Below are 19,918 nucleotides of genomic sequence, written 5' to 3'. Positions count from 1 at the left end.
GCATTTCGCCGAAATTAGAATGCCCCTCGCGGGGGGGCCTCCTTAGTTGCCGTTAGTCCGATAGTCCCAGAATGCGCTTTGGTGCGCGGCGGGTGAGTTTGCTGACGATGGTATGTTGCGCTGTCGACGAATACTGGCCGTTCGTTGGGACTGCGACGGATTGCGTCGGGCACTCTGTATCTGATTTTCTTCCCCCTACCCACCATGGGACATCGAGGCCAACGGGGCGTCTACATCTTCAGATCCTGTGGACCCTCCGGTTTTCTTAACCATAACGGCGGACCGCTTCAAAGGCGGGATATCACTTGCAATCCGAAACACCATTAACACGGCGACCTCCTTGTCAAAAGTCTTCGAAAGATCCACAGAACCGCATTTCTACAGAGGCAAAGGCGCACAGGCGGTCTTGAGCCAAGCCGATGCAGAGGCAGACAACAATGGGCCAAGACGCTCAATCAAAATTGCATGATAGGTGTTTAACCAATCTATCTCAGCCTCAGTCAAAAGCTGTGTCTGCAGCATGGTGGTTTGAACAGGACACCATGTCAGGTTCGAAAACGCCATGAACCCGTCATCGGCCTCTACGATCTCGAACAGGTTTTCGATCCGGATACCGAACTGATCAGTCACGTAATATCCCGGTTCGATCGACAGGATCATACCGGGGGCGAGGTCCACCGGGTTGTAGGGCTTTCCGATACGTTGCGGGTACTCGTGTACGGAAAGTCTGTGCCCCACCCCGTGGCCCGTACCATGGTCATAGTCCAGGCCGAGGTCCCATAAAGGCCGGCGGCAGATTGCGTCTATGTGGTGGCCCTGCGTTCCAGCGGGAAAGCGCAGGGTCGCGATGGCGTGGAAGGCTTTGAAAACTGCGGTGTAGGCGCGGTTATAGCCATGTGGCCGGGTGGGGCCAAAGGCGAAGCTGCGCGTGGCATCGGTGGTGCCTGTTTCGTACTGGCCGCCGGAATCCAAGAGATAGGTGCCATTTTCCAAAAGCGGAACCGTGTTGTCCTCTTGTGTCGCGTAATGGCACATCGCAGCGTTGCCGGACGCGGCAGAGATCGAGTTAAAGCTTTCTTCAACAAAACTGGGCTGCGCTTGTCGGAATCTTAGAATGGCGTGCTCGGCCTCACGTTCGGTCACAGGCTCGCCCTTTCTGGCGCGTTGGGGTACTTCGGTCGCCAACCAAGCGCAGAACTCGGTCCAGGCTACGCCGTCTGCGATGTGGCAAGCGCGCATGCCTTCGAGCTCGGTTTGGTTTTTAATCGCTTTGGCTGCAGTCAGGAGGCTGGGCGAAGGCATCTTCCTTGCCTTTTCCTGCTCTAGCACAAGCCGAACCGCAGCGGGAGAGAATGCTGGGTCGAACAAAACGCCCTGGCCTGCGGTAACTCTGGCTCCGACGGTTGGAAGAAAGGCGCCGGGCGCGCAGGTTTGAACATTGTCCGGTAGATGGTCGGCGACGTTGGCATTTAACTTTTCCTGCGCAACGAACCATTGGACTTGTCCTTCATCATCCAGCAGCAGGAAAGACTGAGGGACGGTATTGTATGCCACATCTGCGCCACGAACATTCAAAAGCCAGGCGATGTTGTCTGGCTGCGTTTCAACCAAAAACTTGGCTCCGAGGTCACGCATTTGCTGAACCAGATCACTGATCTTGTTTTGGGCCGACTTGCCCGACAGTTGAACGGGGAAAGGGTCTATCTGACCCAGCGGAGCACGGGGCTGATCAGGCCATACGGCATCAACGGGATTGGTTTTGACCGGGACAAGCTCGGCATCCGGCAACGCCTCGGCGAACCGGTCCAGGAATACAGGCGGAAGGTGCATCGCATCAAAGCCAACGCGCCAGCCGGTCTGGGAATGCTCGGCTAACCAAAACTCGGGCGGGTTGTCGAACAGGTGTTGGTGCGTGAACAGCGATGTCGGGCACTGGTTCGCTGCCTGTACCACATAGCGCCCGTCCACAAAAACAGCGACCGTGTCCATAGTCACGATTGCCATGCCTGCCGTGCCGGTGAAACCCGTGACATAAGCCAGTCGCTCATCATGCGGTGCCACATACTCCGCTTGATGCGCGTCATACCGAGGCAGGATGAAGGCATCCAAACCTTGCGCCTGCAACTCGGCCCGGAGGGCGGCAATAACGGGGCCACGAGAGGTCTCGGGGGCATCAAGCATGGGCATTGATCTCTTCAACGTAATGGCAGGCCACTTCCCCGCGTCCCTCGAAGGGCAGCAAGGATGGAACCTGTTGTTTGCAAATCTCGCTGGCGTGGCGACAGCGAACATGGAACGGGCAGCCCGAGGGCATGTTCAACGGCGAGGGCAGCTCGCCTTCAAGCTTGGTTGCCTTGCCGCGGTCGTCCGGGTCCAAAGAGGGGGCCGCCGACAAAAGCGCCTGACTGTAGGGGTGTGAAGGGTCCGAAAACAGAGTTTCGCTGTCTCCGATCTCGACGATCCGACCTAGATAGATCACAGCCACCCGGTTGGACACATGCCGTACCAGGCGCAAATCGTGGGCGACAAACAAGATCGTCAGATCAAGCTCTTGCTGCAATTCCAGCAGCAAGTTCACGACCTGAGCCTGAACTGAGACATCGAGAGCCGAGACAAGTTCGTCCGCGACCAGCACTTCTGGTTCAACAGCCAAGGCTCTTGCGATTGCGATCCGCTGGCGCTGGCCACCCGAAAACTCGTGTGGCAGCTTATGTTGGGCGTCCTGCGGCAGGCGCACCAGTTCCAGTAACTCGGACACGCGGGCAGGGACCTCGTGGTCCGGGCGCATCTCATGAACCCGCAGAGCTTCGGCCAATATCTGGCCTGTTGTCATACGTGGATTGAGTGAGGAATACGGATCCTGAAACATCATCTGGACGCGCCGGTTATAGCTGCGATCCGAACGCTGATCGGCGCTAAAGATGTCCTGCCCGTCGAAACGAACTTCGCCCTCGCTGGGCTTGTGGAGGCGTACGATACAGCGCGCCAACGTGGACTTGCCACAGCCGGATTCTCCGACGACCCCGAGTGTTTCACCGCGGTTGAGATCAAGGCTGACACCGTTCAGCGCGTTGACGACACGACCGGGGCGACCCATGGCAACGTCAGCCATACTACGACCCAACGGGAAGCGCAGGCGGAGGTCTCGGATCTGAAGCACCGGGATCGTCATGCGGCATTCCCCTGTGAGTTCGTGATCGGATTGAAACAGGCCACTTGCCTTCCTTCGGCGGCAATGCTGAGAGATGGCCGGTCCTGCGTGCAGGCCGAAACACAGGCAGCGCAGCGGGGCGCGAAGGCGCATCCTTGCGGCAGCGCATCCAGGCTGGGTGGGACGCCCGGCACCGAGTAAAGCGGCGTTCGAGGCGGCAGGTTTTCGGGGACAGATCGCATCAGTCCAACTGTGTAGGGATGGCGCGGGTCTTTTAGCACATCGCGCACCGATCCCTGTTCGACAATCCGCCCGGCATACATCACGGCCACGGTGTCACAAGTCTGCGCGACGACACCGAGGTCATGGGTCACCAGGACAACGCCCATATCCATGTCCTGCGCCAGCCGCAGGATCAGATCGAGGATTTGTGCCTGGATGGTTACGTCCAAGGCCGTTGTCGGTTCATCCGCCAGCAGCAGCTTGGGATTTGCCGCCAGCGCAATGGCGATCATTACGCGTTGCCGCATCCCACCCGAGAACTGGTGCGGATAGTCCTTCAACCGTTGCGCGGCCGAGGGGATACCGACCAGATCCAGCATCTCTATGGCGCGATCCCGGCGGGCGGATTGGGATAGGTCGGTATGCGCGCGCAGGGTTTCTTCAAGCTGAAGACCGACCGTAAGCAGCGGGTTGAGCGAGGTCATCGGCTCCTGAAAGATCATTGCGATTTCGCGCCCTTGGATCTGCCGCAAGGCGCGGTCGGGCATCTGGATCAAGTTTTGCCCCTGCCAACGTACTTCACCGGTAACATCGCCGTATCGCCGTGCCAGCCCGATGATAGAGCGCAAGGTCACGCTTTTACCCGATCCGCTTTCGCCGACCAGACCCAGAACCTCGCCCCGAGCGACCGAAAAGCTGACATCGCGCAGGGCTGGCAATGGTTGCCCGCCGCGGTGGAAGGTGGTGTTAAGCCCATCAACCTCGAGTATCGGTGTGTTGTGTTCCATCCGTTACCCTCGCGGTCTCAGCAAGTCGGCCAACCCGTCACCCAGCAAGGAAAAGCCCAGCCCGGTCAGAACGATGGCGATGCCCGGCATCAGGCTCAGCCACCACGCCGTTGAGATGAAGTTGCGTCCCTCGGCGATCAGAACGCCCCATTCCGCCTGCGGAGGTTGTGCGCCAAGCCCCAGATAACCCAGCGAGGATCCCAGCAGGATTACCAGCGCCATGTCGGTCATCCAATAGACGATGACAGGTGTTATCGCGTTGGGTAGCAGGTGGCGGAAGATGATACGCTTGTCGGAATAACCCATCACGACACCGGCTGCGGCATAGTCGTTGCCCATCTGCGCAATCACCTCGGCCCGCATAAGTCGCGCGTAATACACCCAATAGACCACCGAAATTGCGATATACATGTTGACCAACCCCGGACCCAACACCGCAACAACTGCGATCACCAGAACAAGGAAGGGGAAGGTGATCACCGCATCCACGATCCGGCCAAAGATCAGGTCAGCGATGCCCCGATAGTACCCGACCAGAGCTCCAACAATGACGCCGATCACTAGTGCAAAGACGGTGCCGAAAACAGCCATCTGCATGTTCACCTGATAGGCCCAGATCACACGGGACAAGCTGTCCCGCCCCAACAAATCCGTGCCGAACGGATGCACCCATGAGGGCGGCTGGCGGACTGCGAGGTAGTCGATCTCGTTCGGATCATAAGGCGCGAAAAACCCCGGAAAGATCGCCAGAAGGACCGAAAACCCGATGATGATCAACCCGGCCACAAACCCCGGTTTGCGCAGAGCCCTTTGCAGGAATGTGGGCTGTGTGGGTGTGAAGTTTGCATCACTCATTGCAGGCGCATCCTTGGGTCAAGGCGGCTTTGGAACAGGTCCGTCATCAGAAAGACCAGCGACACCAGCAGCGCAAAGGTCAGGGTCAGCCCCTGGATCAGAGGATAATCACGAGCAAAGATGGCTTCGAGCATCAGCCGTCCCATGCCCGGAACCGCAAACACCGTTTCGGTGACCAAAGTACCGCTCATCAGGTTGCCGATGGACAGGCCCAGTAGCGTCACGGTCGAAATCAAAGCGTTCCGCAGCACATGCCGTCCCAATATCAGCCGCGCGGGCAATCCTTTGGCGCGGGCGAATTGAACGTACTCGGCGTCCAGAACCTCGATGATTGCGCTGCGTAGGTTCCTCATGATGATGGCCGACGTGTAAAGCGCCACCGTCACTGACGGCAGAAACAGGTGATAAAGACGCTCGCCAAAAGTGTCGCCATAGCCGCCCACTGGGAACAGACGGAGCTGAGCGGCGAGGAAGGTCAGCAAAACCAATCCGATATAGAAAACCGGCATCGACAGACCGATCTGGAAAACAGTGCGGATAACGGCGTCAGGCCAGCGGCCTCGGTTCAGCGCTGCGACAAAGGCCAGAGGTCCTGCTATCAGCAAAGACAAAACCACCGAATAGATCGTCAGGAACACGGTAATCGGCAAGCGATCGGCGATGACCGTAGTGACATCGGTGCGCATCAGGATCGATCGCCCCAGATCGCCTTGCAGCGTATTCGTGAGGAATAGCCAAAACTGCACGAACATTGGCTGTGTCAAACCAAGCCGTTCGCGAATGGCTTGAATATCAGCGTCCGAGGCGCGATCGCCCGCCATGGCAATTGCAGGATCACCGGGCAGCATACGCACCAACAGAAAGATGATCACCATGACCAGAAAAAAGGTCGGGATCATCAAAAGGAGACGTTTGAAGATATAGGACAGGCTGGACAAACGCTGGCTCCGCAAAAAACTCCCCGCCGCCCGAGGGCGACGGGACGAGGGGGTCAGAGATTAACGACTTACGGTCGCTTCGTCGAAGATATTGTTGCCCAGCGGAGTCTGGACATATCCATCAACGGCTTTTCCCAGGGCCACTGCAAACGGAGTTTCGTACATGAACAGCAACGGGGCTGCCTCTGCATAGATCTCCTGCATCCGGGCAAACTGCGCCTTGCGCGCTTCGGGATCCATCTCGCTTGCTGCTTTTTCGAACAACTCGTTGAATTCTGAGTTTTCCCAGCCGGTGCCAACAGCTTTGGCAGTTGGCGTGTAGCCCAGCCAGCCGACAACCTGGCTTGGGTCGTTCACATCATTCACCCAACCGTAAGTGTGAATGTCGAACTCACCCGAACGGTTCTTTGCACCGCGCGTGGCGTTGTCGACCTGTTCGACAACCAGGCTGAGGCCAAGCTCACCCCACATCTGCTGCAGAGCCGCAAAGATCGTCGCGTCATCCGCCGATCCGGCCAATGTGGTCAACGTCACCTCAGTCCCGGGTTGCACGCCAGCCTCAGTGATCAGGGCCTTGGCTTTGTCGAGGTTATACGCATAAAGTGGGTTCAGGTCGGCAGCATATTGCGTCGCCTTTGCCATCAGAGGCGAACTCATGGGTTGACCCGCGCCGTGCAGAACCACACCGATCAGCGCGTCTTTGTTAGTGGCATAGTTTAACGCCTGCCGTACACGCGGATCAGCCATTGGGTTCGGAGAACCATCGGCACGGGTTTCGCGCGTGTTGATAGGCGAATATATGATCCGGGTCGACGGATAGAGCTGCATGTTGATGTTCGGATCGGCCTCCAACTCAGCTACACGGCTGAAGGGGATAAACTCGGCAGCATCGACTTCTCCTGCCTGCAAGCGAAGAATACGGGTAGCGTCGTCCGGCACGATCTCGAAATGCACTCCGTCAAGATAGGGTAGCGCTTTGCCATCCGCGCCCAATCGCCAGTAATGTTCGTTGGCACAGAAATCCATCGAAGCGCCTTGTTCGAACCCGCACAAATAGAACGGCCCAGAGCCAACCCCGGCCGTTGTTGCGGCAAAAATCGCTGCGGATTTGTCCTGATCGGTATCACCAGCCGCAGAATCAAATGCTGCTTTGGACACAATGGCCGTGTTGAACGTGGCCAGCATCGACAGGATCGTTGGGTCCGGAGCGTTCAGCGAAAGGGTGACTATGTTACCATCTGCTGAGACCGATTCAATTGAGCCCAGCAACCCCCCCCAAGGGCTGAGGTCCGGGTTACGCGCGCGATCCAGCGAGAAAACAACGTCTTCGCCGGTCAGGGGTGATCCATCAGCAAACAGTACGCCTTCGCGCAGGGTCAGAGTGACAGTCTTGCCATCGTCGGAAACAGAATAGCTTTCGGCCAGTCCAGGCTCGACCGAGTTCCCGTCGGCGCTGCCACGCAGCAACGTGTCGAACAAGCTGCCGACCATCCAGATATCCGGATTGCGGTCTGCATAAATTGGGTCGATCAGTCGTGAACCATCATAGCGGGCAAAGTTCAGCGTGCCGCCTCGTTCCTGCGCCACGACTGGCATCGCCAGGGTTGCAGCAACGGTCAATCCCAGTACCGTCTTCAGCTTCATTCTCTTCATCCTCCCGCAATAGTTCTGATTCAACCTTGCAAGAGACAATAAGTGATTCTTAAAATTACTAAAGATTTTTTTAGTGAATAGTAAAAAGATTTTACCAGTCAGGAATTCCAAATTATCTTTTAACCAGTTTCAGTTCGTCACGAGGACCCTGTGTCCTTAATGGGTGAAGTTGTGACCCACAGTTCTACCGCCTCGGCCTCTCCAAGTACGACAGAATAGTGCCGTGTTGAGGTGTCGTGGTGCACGACATCCCCTGGGGACATGATGAAAATCTGGTCCCCCAGATGATATTCCAACTGACCTGAAAGCAAGTAACAGAACGCCTCGCCATCATGGCACATTTTCTCGGAAACGTGACCCGCTGGGCGGTGAACGACCTGTGGGTGAAACAAGGCGCCCGAGAATCCAGGCCCCAGTTTTTCGTAAAAACGCCCGCGTGTTCCAAGGGAATAAGTTTGTCGTTTGTCCTTCGGCACATATTCCGAAAAGACTTTGGGCACACTCAGCAACTGTTCGATGCTGGTTTGCAATGCTGCTGCAATCGCCATCAGTGACGTTAGAGACGGCGAGCTGAGCCCTCTTTCCACCTGTGACAGGAAACCAGTCGTCAGGTCTGAGGACTTCGCCACCTGATCAAGCGTCAACCCCATAGCTTTACGCCGTCGCCGGATGGCCTGCCCCAACTCGGTTGGTTTGCCCTTTGACTTGGCCTTGGCACGCTCGGTCGGGACTGGCATGCGGATTCTCCTGTGGTTGACGGTTTGGCTATAAAACAGAATAGCCAAGGAAAGATCAAAATTTTTCTTAGTGACGCTAAAAGCACTCTTTGTCGCTGTGCGTCGTAATAAAAAACTTCGTTCATCGCGGGGCGTTTCCTTAGGAATTTGATCCCACGGTCTGATGGTGCGATCCATTTGATGGAATGAAAGGATGCCTTATGGGACAGATACGTCAAGGCTGCGCCACGACAACGCACACCATCCGAGCAACCATACAGCGATCGCAAGCTTCGAACGCGGAATTGAGCCGCGAGCTTGGCATCAATGTGAAGACCGTAGCCAAATGGCGAAAGCGCCATACAGTTGAGGATAGAAAGACGGGGCAGAAGGAGCCGAACTCGACTGTTCTAGGGGTCTGTTCCAGTACCCAACGGGGTACGTCGTTCTACACGATCGACAGCAGTCGACCGAAACCGTTGATCACCGATAAGAAAGTGGATCTGCAAAACGATCACATCCACCACGTGATCGACGTCTATCACGTCTAAGCCCCGTTTCCCGGGCGACTGAGACCGAAGCATTTACCCGAAGGATCCATCAGTAGGTCGTAACAGAAAGCAGGACGGACACTAACAAGGAAATACTACACCGCTTTGGCGGATCAACTATTCTGCGAAAACAGCTTGCTTGCGCCGGCCCCGTTACCGAAGACTGGAGCCAAAATAGGTGCCACTGGCTCTGAAGGTGTAGACGCCCCTGTTAGCCTAAATTTGAAGCGAAGCTAAGTTTCATCTTAGCTTCGCGTCCATCAGTATAACCTTGTAAAGGTCGAAAATCAGGCTATCGGATCAAAAGAAGACTGGTTTGCCAAACTTATTATGCGGTCTTCGTCCAAGCGTTCGCTGTAGATTTCGAGGTCTGCTATTTCGCCAGAGAACGGGTTTGTGAAGGCGTCGTCGCCGCTCGCGCTGGCCCAGCCGAGACCGCCGATCTGCATGACCTGTTGGTTTAGCGTCCAGTCCGTCGTGAAGCCCGAATTCGAGTCGATCAGAACACCGTCAACCCAGAGTTCGACACCGTTACCGAACACAAGAGCCACCTCGTACTCCTGTTCAGCCACGAGGTTGTTGAAGACGAACTCCTCACTGTTTGCGTCGTCCTGGAAACGAACAATCAGATCGCCGTCATCAACGTAAGCCGCAAGGTGGTTGCCGCCCCCGGTGAATCCGGAGGCATCCTTTACCACCAGACCCTGACGCACGTTGGGATCGCTATCTACGAACGAGAAAGCGATAGTTCCTTCTGGAACCTCAAACTCTGGGCCATGTGCTACGTTTTCCACCGCGCTTGTCGGGCCATCGAAGCTTGTTACGCCGGGGCGCGCGAAGAACGGCACAGGGTCGGGCGCTTCTTCAGTGACATTTACCGTTACCGTAGCGGTCGACGTTGCTCCATCGCCGTCAGACAGGACATAGTCAAAGCTGTCCAATCCAATAAAGCCGGTATTCGGAGTATACGTGATAGTCCCGTCTGCGTTCACTGATGCCACACCATTTGAAGGTTCACTGGTGGGATCCAGTGTTACCGTCAGGGCATCTCCATCAACATCGATGTCGTTGTCCTGAACGGCGATGACCACGGCTTCGTTCTGCTGCGTTGCCGCGTCGTCGTCAGATGCGACCGGATCGTCATCCACAGGGTTCACCGTAACATCGACCGAAGACTGTGCTGTCCCGCCATTGCCGTCCGACACAATGATGTCGAAGCTGTCCTCACCAAAAAAGTCCAGATTTGGTGTGTAAGTCACCGTTCCATCCGGGTTCACCTCGGCCAGACCATTTTCGGCACCACTGGCAATTCCGGTCGCTGTGACCAGATCGCCATCCAAGTCCGTATCATTGGTGCCTGGCGCGATACTGGCTGAACCGTCCTCGTCCACGACTAGGACGTCGTCCACGGCTATGGGCGCGTTGTTACTCGACCCCGCATTGTACAGTTCGGCGACCTGTTCGTCGTTCAGGGCAACGTTAAACACCTTACGGTCTGCAATGTTGCCCTCGAACGGAGCGTCAAAACCTGCCGCCCCGCTATCACTAGCCCAACCACGACCACCCCATTGGATGAACTCTACATTGTTAGTCCAGTCCATAACTAACGCTACGCTCGCTACAAGCGTCCCGTTTAGGTAAACACGACCACCTTCAGGCCCAAAGGTCATTGCCAGATCATAGGTTTGACCGGCCACGATCCCGGGAATGGTAAGCGTTTCTGACGCTTCTTCGTCCTGATAACGAATGTTCAACTCCGGGCCGTTGAGGTAAACGGCGAAGTGGTTGCCACCTCCCGCGAAACCAGAAGCATCTTTGGCGAACAAGCCCTGAGCACCACTCGTGTCAGCTGCGTTGAAGGCGAACGAAATCGTTCCCTCACTAAACGCATAGATCGGATCATGGGGCAGCTCGATGACAGACTCGTTGGTGCCATCGAACAATACCTGAGCTGCTTCGTCTACAATGGGTACAGGGAATGAGTTCACAGTCACTGTGACCTCTGCTGTGGATGTCGTGGTACCGTCGAACACAGTGTACTCGAACGTATCTTCGCCGGCAAAGCCGGTGTTCGGTGTGTAGGTGACCGTACCGTTTCCATTATCCACAACAGTGCCGTTGCTTGCACTGCCGACGGACTGGACTACCAACAAGTCACCATCCACGTCACCATCGTTGGCCAGAACGTCGATGGCCACTGCGTTGCCCTCGGAAGTGGTTGCCGCATCGTCATTGGCTTGGGGAGGATCGTTTTCGGGATTGATCGTCACATTCACGACTTCGGTGTCAAACCCGCCGAGGCTATCGGTGACCGTTACCTCAAAACTGTCGATGCCATTGAAATTAACGTTTGGCGTGTAGGTAACGGTGCCGTCTGCCTCCACAACCGCAGTACCATTGGTCGGTTGCGAGAAGATCGACGAGGCAACCACAGTGTCTCCGTTGGCATCTGTGTCGTTTGCGCCAGGCTGGAAGTTCAGCGGGGTGTCTTCAGAGGTCACGACGTCGTCTGCGACCGCAACCGGATCAGCATTGGGTTCGGCGAGAACCGTCACCGTGACAGTTGCCATCTGTGGTACGCCACCGTTCTGATCGTCGATCGTGTACTGGAACGTATCGGTCGCGCCCACGCCCAATCCATTCGGGTTATAGACAATCGTTCCGTCCACTAGCGTCACGATGCCACCATTGGTGCCATTGGTAACACCCGTGACGATAAGGCTGTCGCCATCCACGTCACTGTCGTTGGCCAGTACATCAATCGGAGTTTCTGCGGCTGTTGAAATGACAGTTGCACCATCGCCGACCGCAATCGGATTGTCGTTTACAGGATCAATTGTGATGTTTACCGTCGCGGTTGCTTCTCCGCCCTCCGGAGTTGAAATCACATAAGTGAAGCTGTCCGCGCCATTGAAGTCAGCATTTGGCGTGTAGACGACCTCTCCGTCCACAATGGACGTTGTTCCGTTTGCTCCGTCGCTTGCCGATACCAATGTGATTGCACCGGCATTGTCAGCAGTTTCGTTGGCTACAACGTCGACACTGATCGGTGTATCCTCGTTTGTGGTTGCAAGGTCGTCATTGGCCACTGTGACAATCGGGTTGAGCGCCGCATCAGAGAGAGCCTGAGCATCGGCATCATCCGGTTGTCCGTCGTAGAGAGCAAAACGTTCGATGGTACCGTTAAAGGGTTCTCTTAGATTATCGGTATCACCGGGAGTACTGGCAAAGTTGTTGCCGCCGAGCACAAGCTGTTCGGTATTCCCCGAGGGCGAAACTGTACTTGGATCGCTGCCTACATCGACGCCGTTGACATATAGCGTCAGGCCATCCTCACCGAAAGACACTAGAATATGCGTTGGTTGACCAGCGGTCAGGATATCCTCGGCAAGAATTGTGAAGCTCTCCCCGGTGGTGTCAGATCCATTCTGCGCACGGAGTTCCAGGTCATCTCCTAGCGAGCGCAAGTTGATGTGCCCGCCTGTTCCAAAGAACGATGCGTCCGCCGACATGATCCCCTGATTGCCATCGAGATCATCGAAAGTAGCCACTACTTCGAGCCCACCGTTGGTGAGAGAACCAAGCGGTGTTGCTCCAATGATCTGCGGTGCGCCCAAACTGCCGTCGAAATCCCCGTTGAACCCGTTTTCACCATTGTCCAATTCGTAAACAACACTTGTGGTGCCGGGGTTGGCGTCGTCATTCAGAATTGTTCCGGTGGCAATAGCCCGGTTTAGAACTACGCCAGTCGGGTTTGACAGTGTGACTGACAACGTCTCGTTTGGTTCGAAAACCGTATCGGATGAGACCGTGATCCGGACTTCTTTTTGTGTTTCACCTGCGGCAAAGGTTACCGTACCAGTTGCGGCCTCATAGTCAGAGCCAGCAATTGCTGTCGCGTCGCCAGTATCGTATTGCGCCGTACTTTCGCCACTCAGATCACCCTGACGCAGAACCGTAAACACCAGCTCGGTTGTGCCATTGTCGCCTTCGTCTACGTCTGCGTCGATTATCGACAGATTGGTCTCGTCCGGGTCTATCCCGGAGCCAATCGGTGCCGTAGAAGTTACCAGAGAGCCAGCAGCAGGAAGAGTGGCTGGGGACGAATTGCCCGTGGTATCGCTAAGATCTCCATCGAACGCATAGTAACGTTCAAGACCGGTTTGCGGTCCGGACAACGGGTCATCTTTGTTAGCCAGAATTTCCGCTTCTGTCCGCGCCACACTCCAGGCGCGCCATTCGTCCATTTCGCCTTGCAAGCCGCCAGCTTGAACCGTGCCGCCAATGTGGTCGATTGTGAACGGGCCAGTCCAGGTAGTCGCAACCGTCTGGTCTAGTACACCGTTGATATAAATCTTCAGTTCACCGCCTTCACGAACGATGGCATAGTGTGTCCAAACATCTGGTTGGCTTGTTGAATTGGCGACAATCGGATCGTTGCCATCGGGCCAGTCGTTGGAATAAATGCGGATTTGACCGTTGAAAAAGTTGATATCGTTTGCGCCAGGCTGGCCGAAACTGCCTGAACCCGCCAGACCATCGATATTATTGATCGTCGGGTCTGTGAACTTGACCCATGTTTCAATGGTGAAGTCCGCACCGCTTTCGCCGAGTACGAGCTGCGGAATGTCTACATGGTCTGTTCCGTTCAGGGCCAATGCCTGACCGACCGTACCCGTCACTTCGTAAAGCGGTCGGAAACTCTGTCCTGCCTCTGGTGTGGTAATTGAGCGGATGCGGCTGGTCTCGCCGTCCTCCCATCCAATGAACGTGAATTCAAACCCACCTGAAGTGTAAGTCTCTTGCGCTTCAACTGTGTGATTGAAGTTGATAACCGAGTCGAAAGTGAAATCGCCCACTTCCGGACGCGTGTCGAACAAGAAAGTGTAATTTTGAACCGGCGCGTCAAAGGAAAGTTCGGCGGTTTCAGGAGTAAGGCTTACCTGCGTCGTCGTTGAAAGGCCATCGTTGTCGGTCGCCGTCAGGAACACGGTGATCCCGTTCAGGAAGCTTTCAAGGTTGCCCGAGTCCGGGGTGACGAAGCTGACCCCGCCAACCTGATCTGCTGTCCCGTCAATTGGTCCGGGCCGTTGGATGTCACCAAGCTGATAGGTTGTGGACCAGATCAGTTGATCATTGCTGTCGATCAAGCCGTCCTCGATGTCATTTGCCAGACCTTCCAATGTAATGGTCTGTCCCGCGCGGTAGGTTCCGCCATCAAGTGGCAACTGAATCTCAGGTGTAGGCGCGTTACCGACCGTAATAACCCGCGAGTCAAATACAGTTGCCGCCCCTTGCGCGTCAGTTACGACCAGTTCGACGACATACTGACCCAATTCGTTGTATGTGTAGGTCGGGTTCTGTTCGGTCGAGATCGCGGTATCGCCGATACCATCGCCGTCAAGGTCATCCCCGTCACCGAAAGACCACAAGTAGGAAAGGGCATCGCCATCCGGGTCAGTGACGTCGGCTTCGAAGGTCACCTCATAGGGAGCCGTTGGGTTGCTGTCTTCGCCGGGATCCAGAACGATCCCGGTACCTTCCGGCGCGCCGTTGCCGCCTTCAAAACTGATGCGATTGACGGTGCCTTCGAAAGTGAACACGTTCCCGGTCTGGAAAGTAGTGATATAGTACAACGCTCCGTCCGGGCCTTCTTCGAAGGCAAGTACCTGGCCGGTGGCGTTCTTGAAGAAATGATCTTCGACCAGAACCGGTCGTTCACCGGAATAGTCGATTTCCAAATAGCGGATCCAGTTCCGGACCCAATCGCCATAGAAATATGCACCAACGTATTCGTCCGGGAACTCGTCCCCCCGATAAACGACACCGCCAGTAACAGACGCACCACCGTTTTGTGTGCCATCACCCTGGCCGGGGCCGTTCAGGTGCGGGTAGGAATGGATCGGGTTGCCCGGATCATTCGCGTCGGGCAGGAACCCTTCGCCGTCGAAACCAGGATAATCATTCGGACCCCAGGCATAATCGGCGCCGGCCATAGCGATGTGGATATCCTCATCCGAAGTATTGTTGTTGTTGCCGCCGACTTCACCGATGAACAGGGTATTGGACTCCTGATCGTAGCTGCTGCGCCAGCCGTTGCGCAGACCATGCGAGTGAATCGTGGTCAATACGCCCTCCGAGTCGATTGCTAGGTTCTCAGCGGACGTCGAAATGGCCGAGCTTGCATCGATTTCCGGCGTATAAGCCGCCGCCGCAATCGGATCGTAATATGGGTTGTCTGTTGGGATCGAGCCATCGGTTTTGTTGACCCGATGTACCTTGCCGTCCGGATGCGTCAGGTCCTGAGAATTCGCAGGTGTGAACTCATCGCTGGTGACAATATACATCTTCCAGGGGCTTGGGTCGTTTTCGTCAATTGGTTCATACCCGAATGACAACCCTCCGCCCTGGTGGCAGCAGGAACTGGTAACGTCGTTCTCCTGCCACATAATGGTTTCAGTGGACAGGTCACCGCGGCTGCTTGCTCCGCCACCATTTTCAATATGCTGGAAACGCGAGACAGTAGTTTTGCCTTCACCATCCTCAAGCATAGTGTAGTAGAAATACACGTAGCCGTTCGTCTCGAACTCGGGATCGACTTCGACAGCCAATAACCCACGTTCTTCATTGTTGAGCGTCTGACTTGTCAGGTCGAGATAGGTCTCGATTGTCCCGCCGGGCTGTGTGGGGTCATCAACAATTTTAATCAGACCGCCTTTTTCAATTACAAGCATCCGGCCATCAGGCAGGAAGGCCAGATCGGTCGGCAGGAAAAGTCCGCTGACCACCTGAGAGTCGATGAACTCACCCGCTCCGGTGCCGCCTCCGGCTCCGTCAATCGGGGCGGTCGAAGTAACATAGTTGGTCCCGGATGGCAGCGGCACGCTAGCACTGTTGCCCGTTTCATCGGCAACCTCGTTCGCATCGCCATTAAAATTGTAGTACCGCAACAGGTTCGCGCTGGCCGGATCAACGCCGCCGTCCATATCGTCGGCGATCTGTGTCTGTGTGCGGGCCACATCCCAGATTTGCAGCTCATCAAGCTGACCAGTCAGACCGGTTCCGTTCGCTTCACCGAAAACTGAACCTGCGATTTTGTCGATCGTGAAATCGTTGGTCCAGTTGGTTGTAGAGGTCGCGTTCAACTGGCCGTCTACATAGATTCTGGTGACACCATCCTCACGCGTTACAGAATAGTGGGTCCACTGACCTGGCGCTTCGACCTGATTGGAAATGACGATGTCATTTTCAGTCGCTGTACTGTCGAAGAGTCTGAACTGCCCTTGAAAGAAGTTCAGGTCATTGTTTGGCCCTACGACCAGACCGTCCGCATTCGAGATTTCGGTACCTGGCGTATTATAAATCCACGCCTGAATTGTGAAATCTCCGGTCAACGTGAGGTCCGGCACATCGATCGGAACCCCTGCCGTCAGCAAAGCGCGTTCTGTACCTGTGCCGGGGTTGCCGCCACCGCCGTCGGGGTAGGTGTCCGCCTCGACATAGGTCAGGCGCACGTCGTCAAACTGTGCGTTGTTTTCACCCGCTACAACTGCATCGAACAGTTCAATCCTCAATGCTTCGCCGAAGTTCGCGCTGAAGGCGGCAAGATCAGTCGCATCCAGAGTAACTGTGACGTCAACAAAACTGTCATCCGAGGGGTTGAAATCCGCGTTGCCCGCGCTGCCCAGCAGTTGGTTGCCGGCATAAAGGCGAATTTCCCAACCCAGATTTTCACCTGCATTGGCTTCGTCACCTACCCGAACAGCCAATTGATAGCTGCGGCCCGCTTCGAAAGTCTCGGTCAGGGTTTGAGAAATTGTTCCGCCATCGTCGATGTAAGCGACGTTCTCACCCTCGGGCGCTTCGTCTGAATAAAAGTCTGCCCGTGGGTTCCATACACCCATTCCTGAGCCGCTCAGATCCCAACCATCGATAGTTTGCGCCGCTGCGAAGTCAGCAAGCGTTTGGGCTTCGAACCCTGCATTGACAATCGCTACATTGATAATATCGGGTGTGCCACCGCCTCCGGTTGGATAAATATCGGCATCAACAACGTTCAGGCGCACATCATCAAACTGTGCATTGTTTTCCGGATCGACAACTGCATCGAAGATTTCGATGGTCAACGCTTCACCGTAATAGGCCGAGAATGCAGCCAAGTCGGTACCATTCAGTGTCAGTATAGCATCTTCAAACGTGCCGTCAGCTGGGCTGATACTGGTGTCGTCCACGCTGCCAAGTAGCTGGGTACCTGCGTACAGGCGGATTTCCCAACCATTATTGGACCCTGCGTTGACCTCGTTACCGACCTTGACTGACAACTGATAACTGCGACCTTCCTCAAAGGTCTCGGTCAGGGTTTGCGAAATGGCGCCTCCATCATCGATAAAGGCGACGTTTTCACCGTCGGGGGCTTCGTCGGGAAAGAAATCGGCGCGCGGATTCCACGTTCCCATGCTTGGACCGCTGAGCGTCCAGCCATCAATTTCGGTCACTGCAGCGAAATCGGCCAGAACGTTAGCTTCGAAACTTGCGTTCTCAATTGCGACCGCTCTTGGGGCGCCCGTATCAGTGACGGTTACTGTTACAGATTGTTCTGTTGTGTTTGCTCCGTCCGAAGCTCCGATGATCACTTCGTATGTGTTGTCACCATTCGCATCACCCGGAGATTCGAAGTCTGGTGCAGAGGTAAAGCTCAGGGCGCCGGTGGAGGCGTCTATGGTGAACAATGCCGCGTCCGTACCGCCCTCGATTGAATAGCTGACCGGCTGTGGGCCATCAGCATCAGTGGCCGTAGCCGCATAGGTCGTATCTGTATTGCCTTCGGTTACCGAAACGCTGGTATCGCTGGTAAACACCGGAGCATTGTTGTCCACAAGCGGGGCACCTGAGTTTTCTAATGACACTCCTGCGGGCAATGCCTGATCAGGAGTGGTTCCGGTCAGATCGACCAAGTCGGTTCCTGTGCCATCAAAGCCGTAATAGCGGAGAAGACCGGCCGAGGAGGGGTCTACGGTTTTGTTGTAGGACGCCAGAACATCGGTTTCGCTGCGCGCAACGTCCCAGATACGTACTTCGTCAAGTTGCCCGTTGAGCGCGTCCGTGTTCGACTTTGCCAGTTGTTCAATAATAAAATCGTTAGTGTAGGGGTTGGCCGCAGTCGCATCCAGCACACCGTTGACGAAGATTTTGGTAACGCCCGCTTCGCGCGTCACGGCGTAATGCGTCCATGTCCCGGCCGTCGCAGCTGTATTCGCCACCACGATGTCGTTGCCCGCAGTGCTGTCAAAAACACGGAATTGCTGCGCGAAAAAGTTCATGTCGTTATTCGGACCAGCTACCAGCCCGTCGTCATTCGAAATGACTTGGCCCGGCGCAAGATAAATCCAGGCTTCAACCGTGAAATCACCGCTGAGGGTAACGTCAGGGATGTCAACGGCAGTGGAGCTGGTTGAGAGTGCGCGATCGCTCGACGGAGTGTTGACCGGGTATGTATCAGCCTGCAAATAGTTCAGACGGACGTCGTCGAACTGAGCATTGTTTTCAGGGTCAACAACGGCGTCGAAGATCTCCACAGTCAACGCTTGACCGTAATTGGCTGAAAAAGCCGCCAGATCGGAGCCATCAAGCGTTAGAACAACGTCTCCAAAAGTGCCGTCTACCGGGGTGACGCTGGTGGCGTCCACGCTGCCCAAAAGCTGGGTTCCGGCGTATAAGCGGATTTCCCAACCATTGCTCGTGCCTGCGCTGGATTCGTTGCCGACACTGACCGTAAGCTGATAGCTGCGACCCGCTTCAAAGGTGTCGGTCAGGGTTTGTGAAATTGTGCCACCGTTATCGATGAAGGCGACGTTTTCACCGTCGGGGGCTTCATCCGGGAAAAAGGCTGCTGTGGGGTTCCACGTCCCGACCGCATCGCCGCTTAGAGTCCAGCCAGTGATCGCAGTATCGGCCAGACCGTCCGCCAAAGTGATGGCCTCGAAACTTGCGTTCTCAATAGCGATTGCTATCGGTACGACGGTGATGGGTGCGCCAGAACTCACCAGGTTAGTTCCCGCTGGGGCAGGCAGAACCTCTTCAGTTTCGGCGTTGCCCGTACGGTCCACGATAAACTGGTTAGCGCCCTCAAAGTCGTAATAACGCAGTAGGCCTGCACTGCCGGGATCCACAGTCTTGTCGTAATTGTCCGCGACTTCGCTGTCGCTGCGCGCTACGTCCCAGATCCGAACTTCATCCAGTTGCCCTTCAAGTCCTCCAGCAGCAGACCCTTCGGCCAGAGTTTCAATTGTGAAATCGTTGGTCCAATTTGTGCCAGAGGTGGCATCCAACACACCGTTAATGTAGATTCTGGTTTGACCTGCTTCGCGCGTAATAGCGTAATGTGTCCAAACCCCTTCGGTCGTTGTAGAGTTAGCGACTACAATATCACCACCATCAAATACACGCACTCGGCCAGCAAAGAAGTTAACGTCCTGCCCGGGGCTGGCAACGATGCCATCTGCGTTGTTTATTCCAGATCCCGTGGGCATAAATACCCAAGCTTCGATAGTAAAATCACCTGAAAGAGTCAGATCCTGAACATCCAGAGCGGTGCCGTTGGTTTGAAAAGAACGCATTGATAGTCCCCCAATTCAGTGAGTTTCTTTAGAATTTTTTTGGAAGGTAGAAAGTTCGTAAAAACTTCTCCTTGAGTAGAGCTGTTAAAGGTTTTCGGCGGAAATCCGTTGTTACTGCTGCGCGAAGTAGGTGCCACTTGCAGAAGTTTAATTTATTCGCTTTTGGGAAAGAATAATCCACTGTGGTCCGGACAAGAGCCCAAAATTCACCGAATATCGCGAACGTTTTCGGCCTTTTTTGAAGTCGGATTTTCCTTCGTTCTGGAAAGCATTATAGCCGCACAGCGATTGACTAACTGTAATGGTTTGAGCGGCATTTATCGCCGGCTTTTATCTCTCCAAACGGCGCATCAAATACGCCTGTCTTCCGAACGTGTTTTCTTGAAATATTGATTTTTTGCACTTCGCAGAGAAAATGGAAGCTCGCT

The 19,918-nt window shown here is 55.3% G+C and carries 8 protein-coding genes and 1 pseudogene; 1 reads left to right on the top strand and 8 read right to left on the bottom strand.

The annotated features are described in order from the left end of the window. Positions 1–378: 378 nt before the first annotated feature. The 7 genes from ACR0ER_RS11925 to ACR0ER_RS11895 form a co-directional block, all read right to left on the bottom strand. A complete protein-coding gene (locus ACR0ER_RS11925; protein WP_480769115.1) occupies positions 379–2,187 on the bottom strand; it encodes an aminopeptidase P family protein in 1,809 nt (602 codons plus the stop codon). Continuing rightward, positions 2,174–3,172, bottom strand: coding sequence for an ABC transporter ATP-binding protein (locus ACR0ER_RS11920; RefSeq protein ID WP_480769114.1), 999 nt, complete (start codon positions 3,170–3,172; stop codon positions 2,174–2,176). Before ACR0ER_RS11920 ends, ACR0ER_RS11925 begins: the two co-directional genes overlap by 14 nt. Beyond that, on the bottom strand, positions 3,169–4,161 hold the full coding sequence (locus ACR0ER_RS11915) for an ABC transporter ATP-binding protein (protein WP_480769113.1): 993 nt from the start codon (positions 4,159–4,161) through the stop codon (positions 3,169–3,171). Before ACR0ER_RS11915 ends, ACR0ER_RS11920 begins: the two co-directional genes overlap by 4 nt. 3 nt (positions 4,162–4,164) lie before the next feature. Then, positions 4,165–5,016, bottom strand: coding sequence for an ABC transporter permease (locus ACR0ER_RS11910; RefSeq protein WP_480769112.1), 852 nt, complete (start codon positions 5,014–5,016; stop codon positions 4,165–4,167). Beyond that, entirely contained in the window at positions 5,013–5,954 is a 942-nt protein-coding gene (locus ACR0ER_RS11905) for an ABC transporter permease (protein WP_170327535.1), read from the bottom strand. Before ACR0ER_RS11905 ends, ACR0ER_RS11910 begins: the two co-directional genes overlap by 4 nt. A gap of 60 nt (positions 5,955–6,014) precedes the next feature. Next, positions 6,015–7,598: an ABC transporter substrate-binding protein gene (locus ACR0ER_RS11900; RefSeq protein ID WP_480769111.1), complete on the bottom strand. Its 1,584-nt coding sequence runs from the start codon at positions 7,596–7,598 to the stop codon at positions 6,015–6,017. A 146-nt stretch (positions 7,599–7,744) separates the two neighbouring features. After that, complete coding sequence (locus ACR0ER_RS11895) at positions 7,745–8,344, bottom strand: helix-turn-helix domain-containing protein (protein WP_170330701.1); 600 nt, start codon at positions 8,342–8,344, stop codon at positions 7,745–7,747. 200 nt (positions 8,345–8,544) lie between these two features. On the opposite strand from ACR0ER_RS11895, the pseudogene ACR0ER_RS11890 reads away from it, so the two are divergent. Next, positions 8,545–8,736: pseudogene (locus ACR0ER_RS11890) on the top strand (IS481 family transposase); the annotation flags it as partial. A 425-nt stretch (positions 8,737–9,161) separates the two neighbouring features. Here the strand turns inward: ACR0ER_RS11890 and ACR0ER_RS11885 are convergent. Further along, on the bottom strand, positions 9,162–19,490 hold the full coding sequence (locus ACR0ER_RS11885) for an Ig-like domain-containing protein (RefSeq protein WP_480769110.1): 10,329 nt from the start codon (positions 19,488–19,490) through the stop codon (positions 9,162–9,164). Between the last annotated feature and the right edge of the window lie 428 nt (positions 19,491–19,918).

It is taken from the genome of Ruegeria sp. CH8, assembly GCF_056536985.1.
This window is presented reverse-complemented; position numbering and strand designations above follow the sequence as displayed.

Coding starts and splice junctions, on each gene's coding strand:
- ACR0ER_RS11925 (WP_480769115.1), bottom strand. CDS start 2,187: ATGCCCATGCTTGATGCCCCCGAGACCTCTCGTGGCCCCGTTATTGCC.
- ACR0ER_RS11920 (WP_480769114.1), bottom strand. CDS start 3,172: ATGACGATCCCGGTGCTTCAGATCCGAGACCTCCGCCTGCGCTTCCCG.
- ACR0ER_RS11915 (WP_480769113.1), bottom strand. CDS start 4,161: ATGGAACACAACACACCGATACTCGAGGTTGATGGGCTTAACACCACC.
- ACR0ER_RS11910 (WP_480769112.1), bottom strand. CDS start 5,016: ATGAGTGATGCAAACTTCACACCCACACAGCCCACATTCCTGCAAAGG.
- ACR0ER_RS11900 (WP_480769111.1), bottom strand. CDS start 7,598: ATGAAGCTGAAGACGGTACTGGGATTGACCGTTGCTGCAACCCTGGCG.
- ACR0ER_RS11895 (WP_170330701.1), bottom strand. CDS start 8,344: ATGCCAGTCCCGACCGAGCGTGCCAAGGCCAAGTCAAAGGGCAAACCA.
- ACR0ER_RS11885 (WP_480769110.1), bottom strand. CDS start 19,490: ATGCGTTCTTTTCAAACCAACGGCACCGCTCTGGATGTTCAGGATCTG.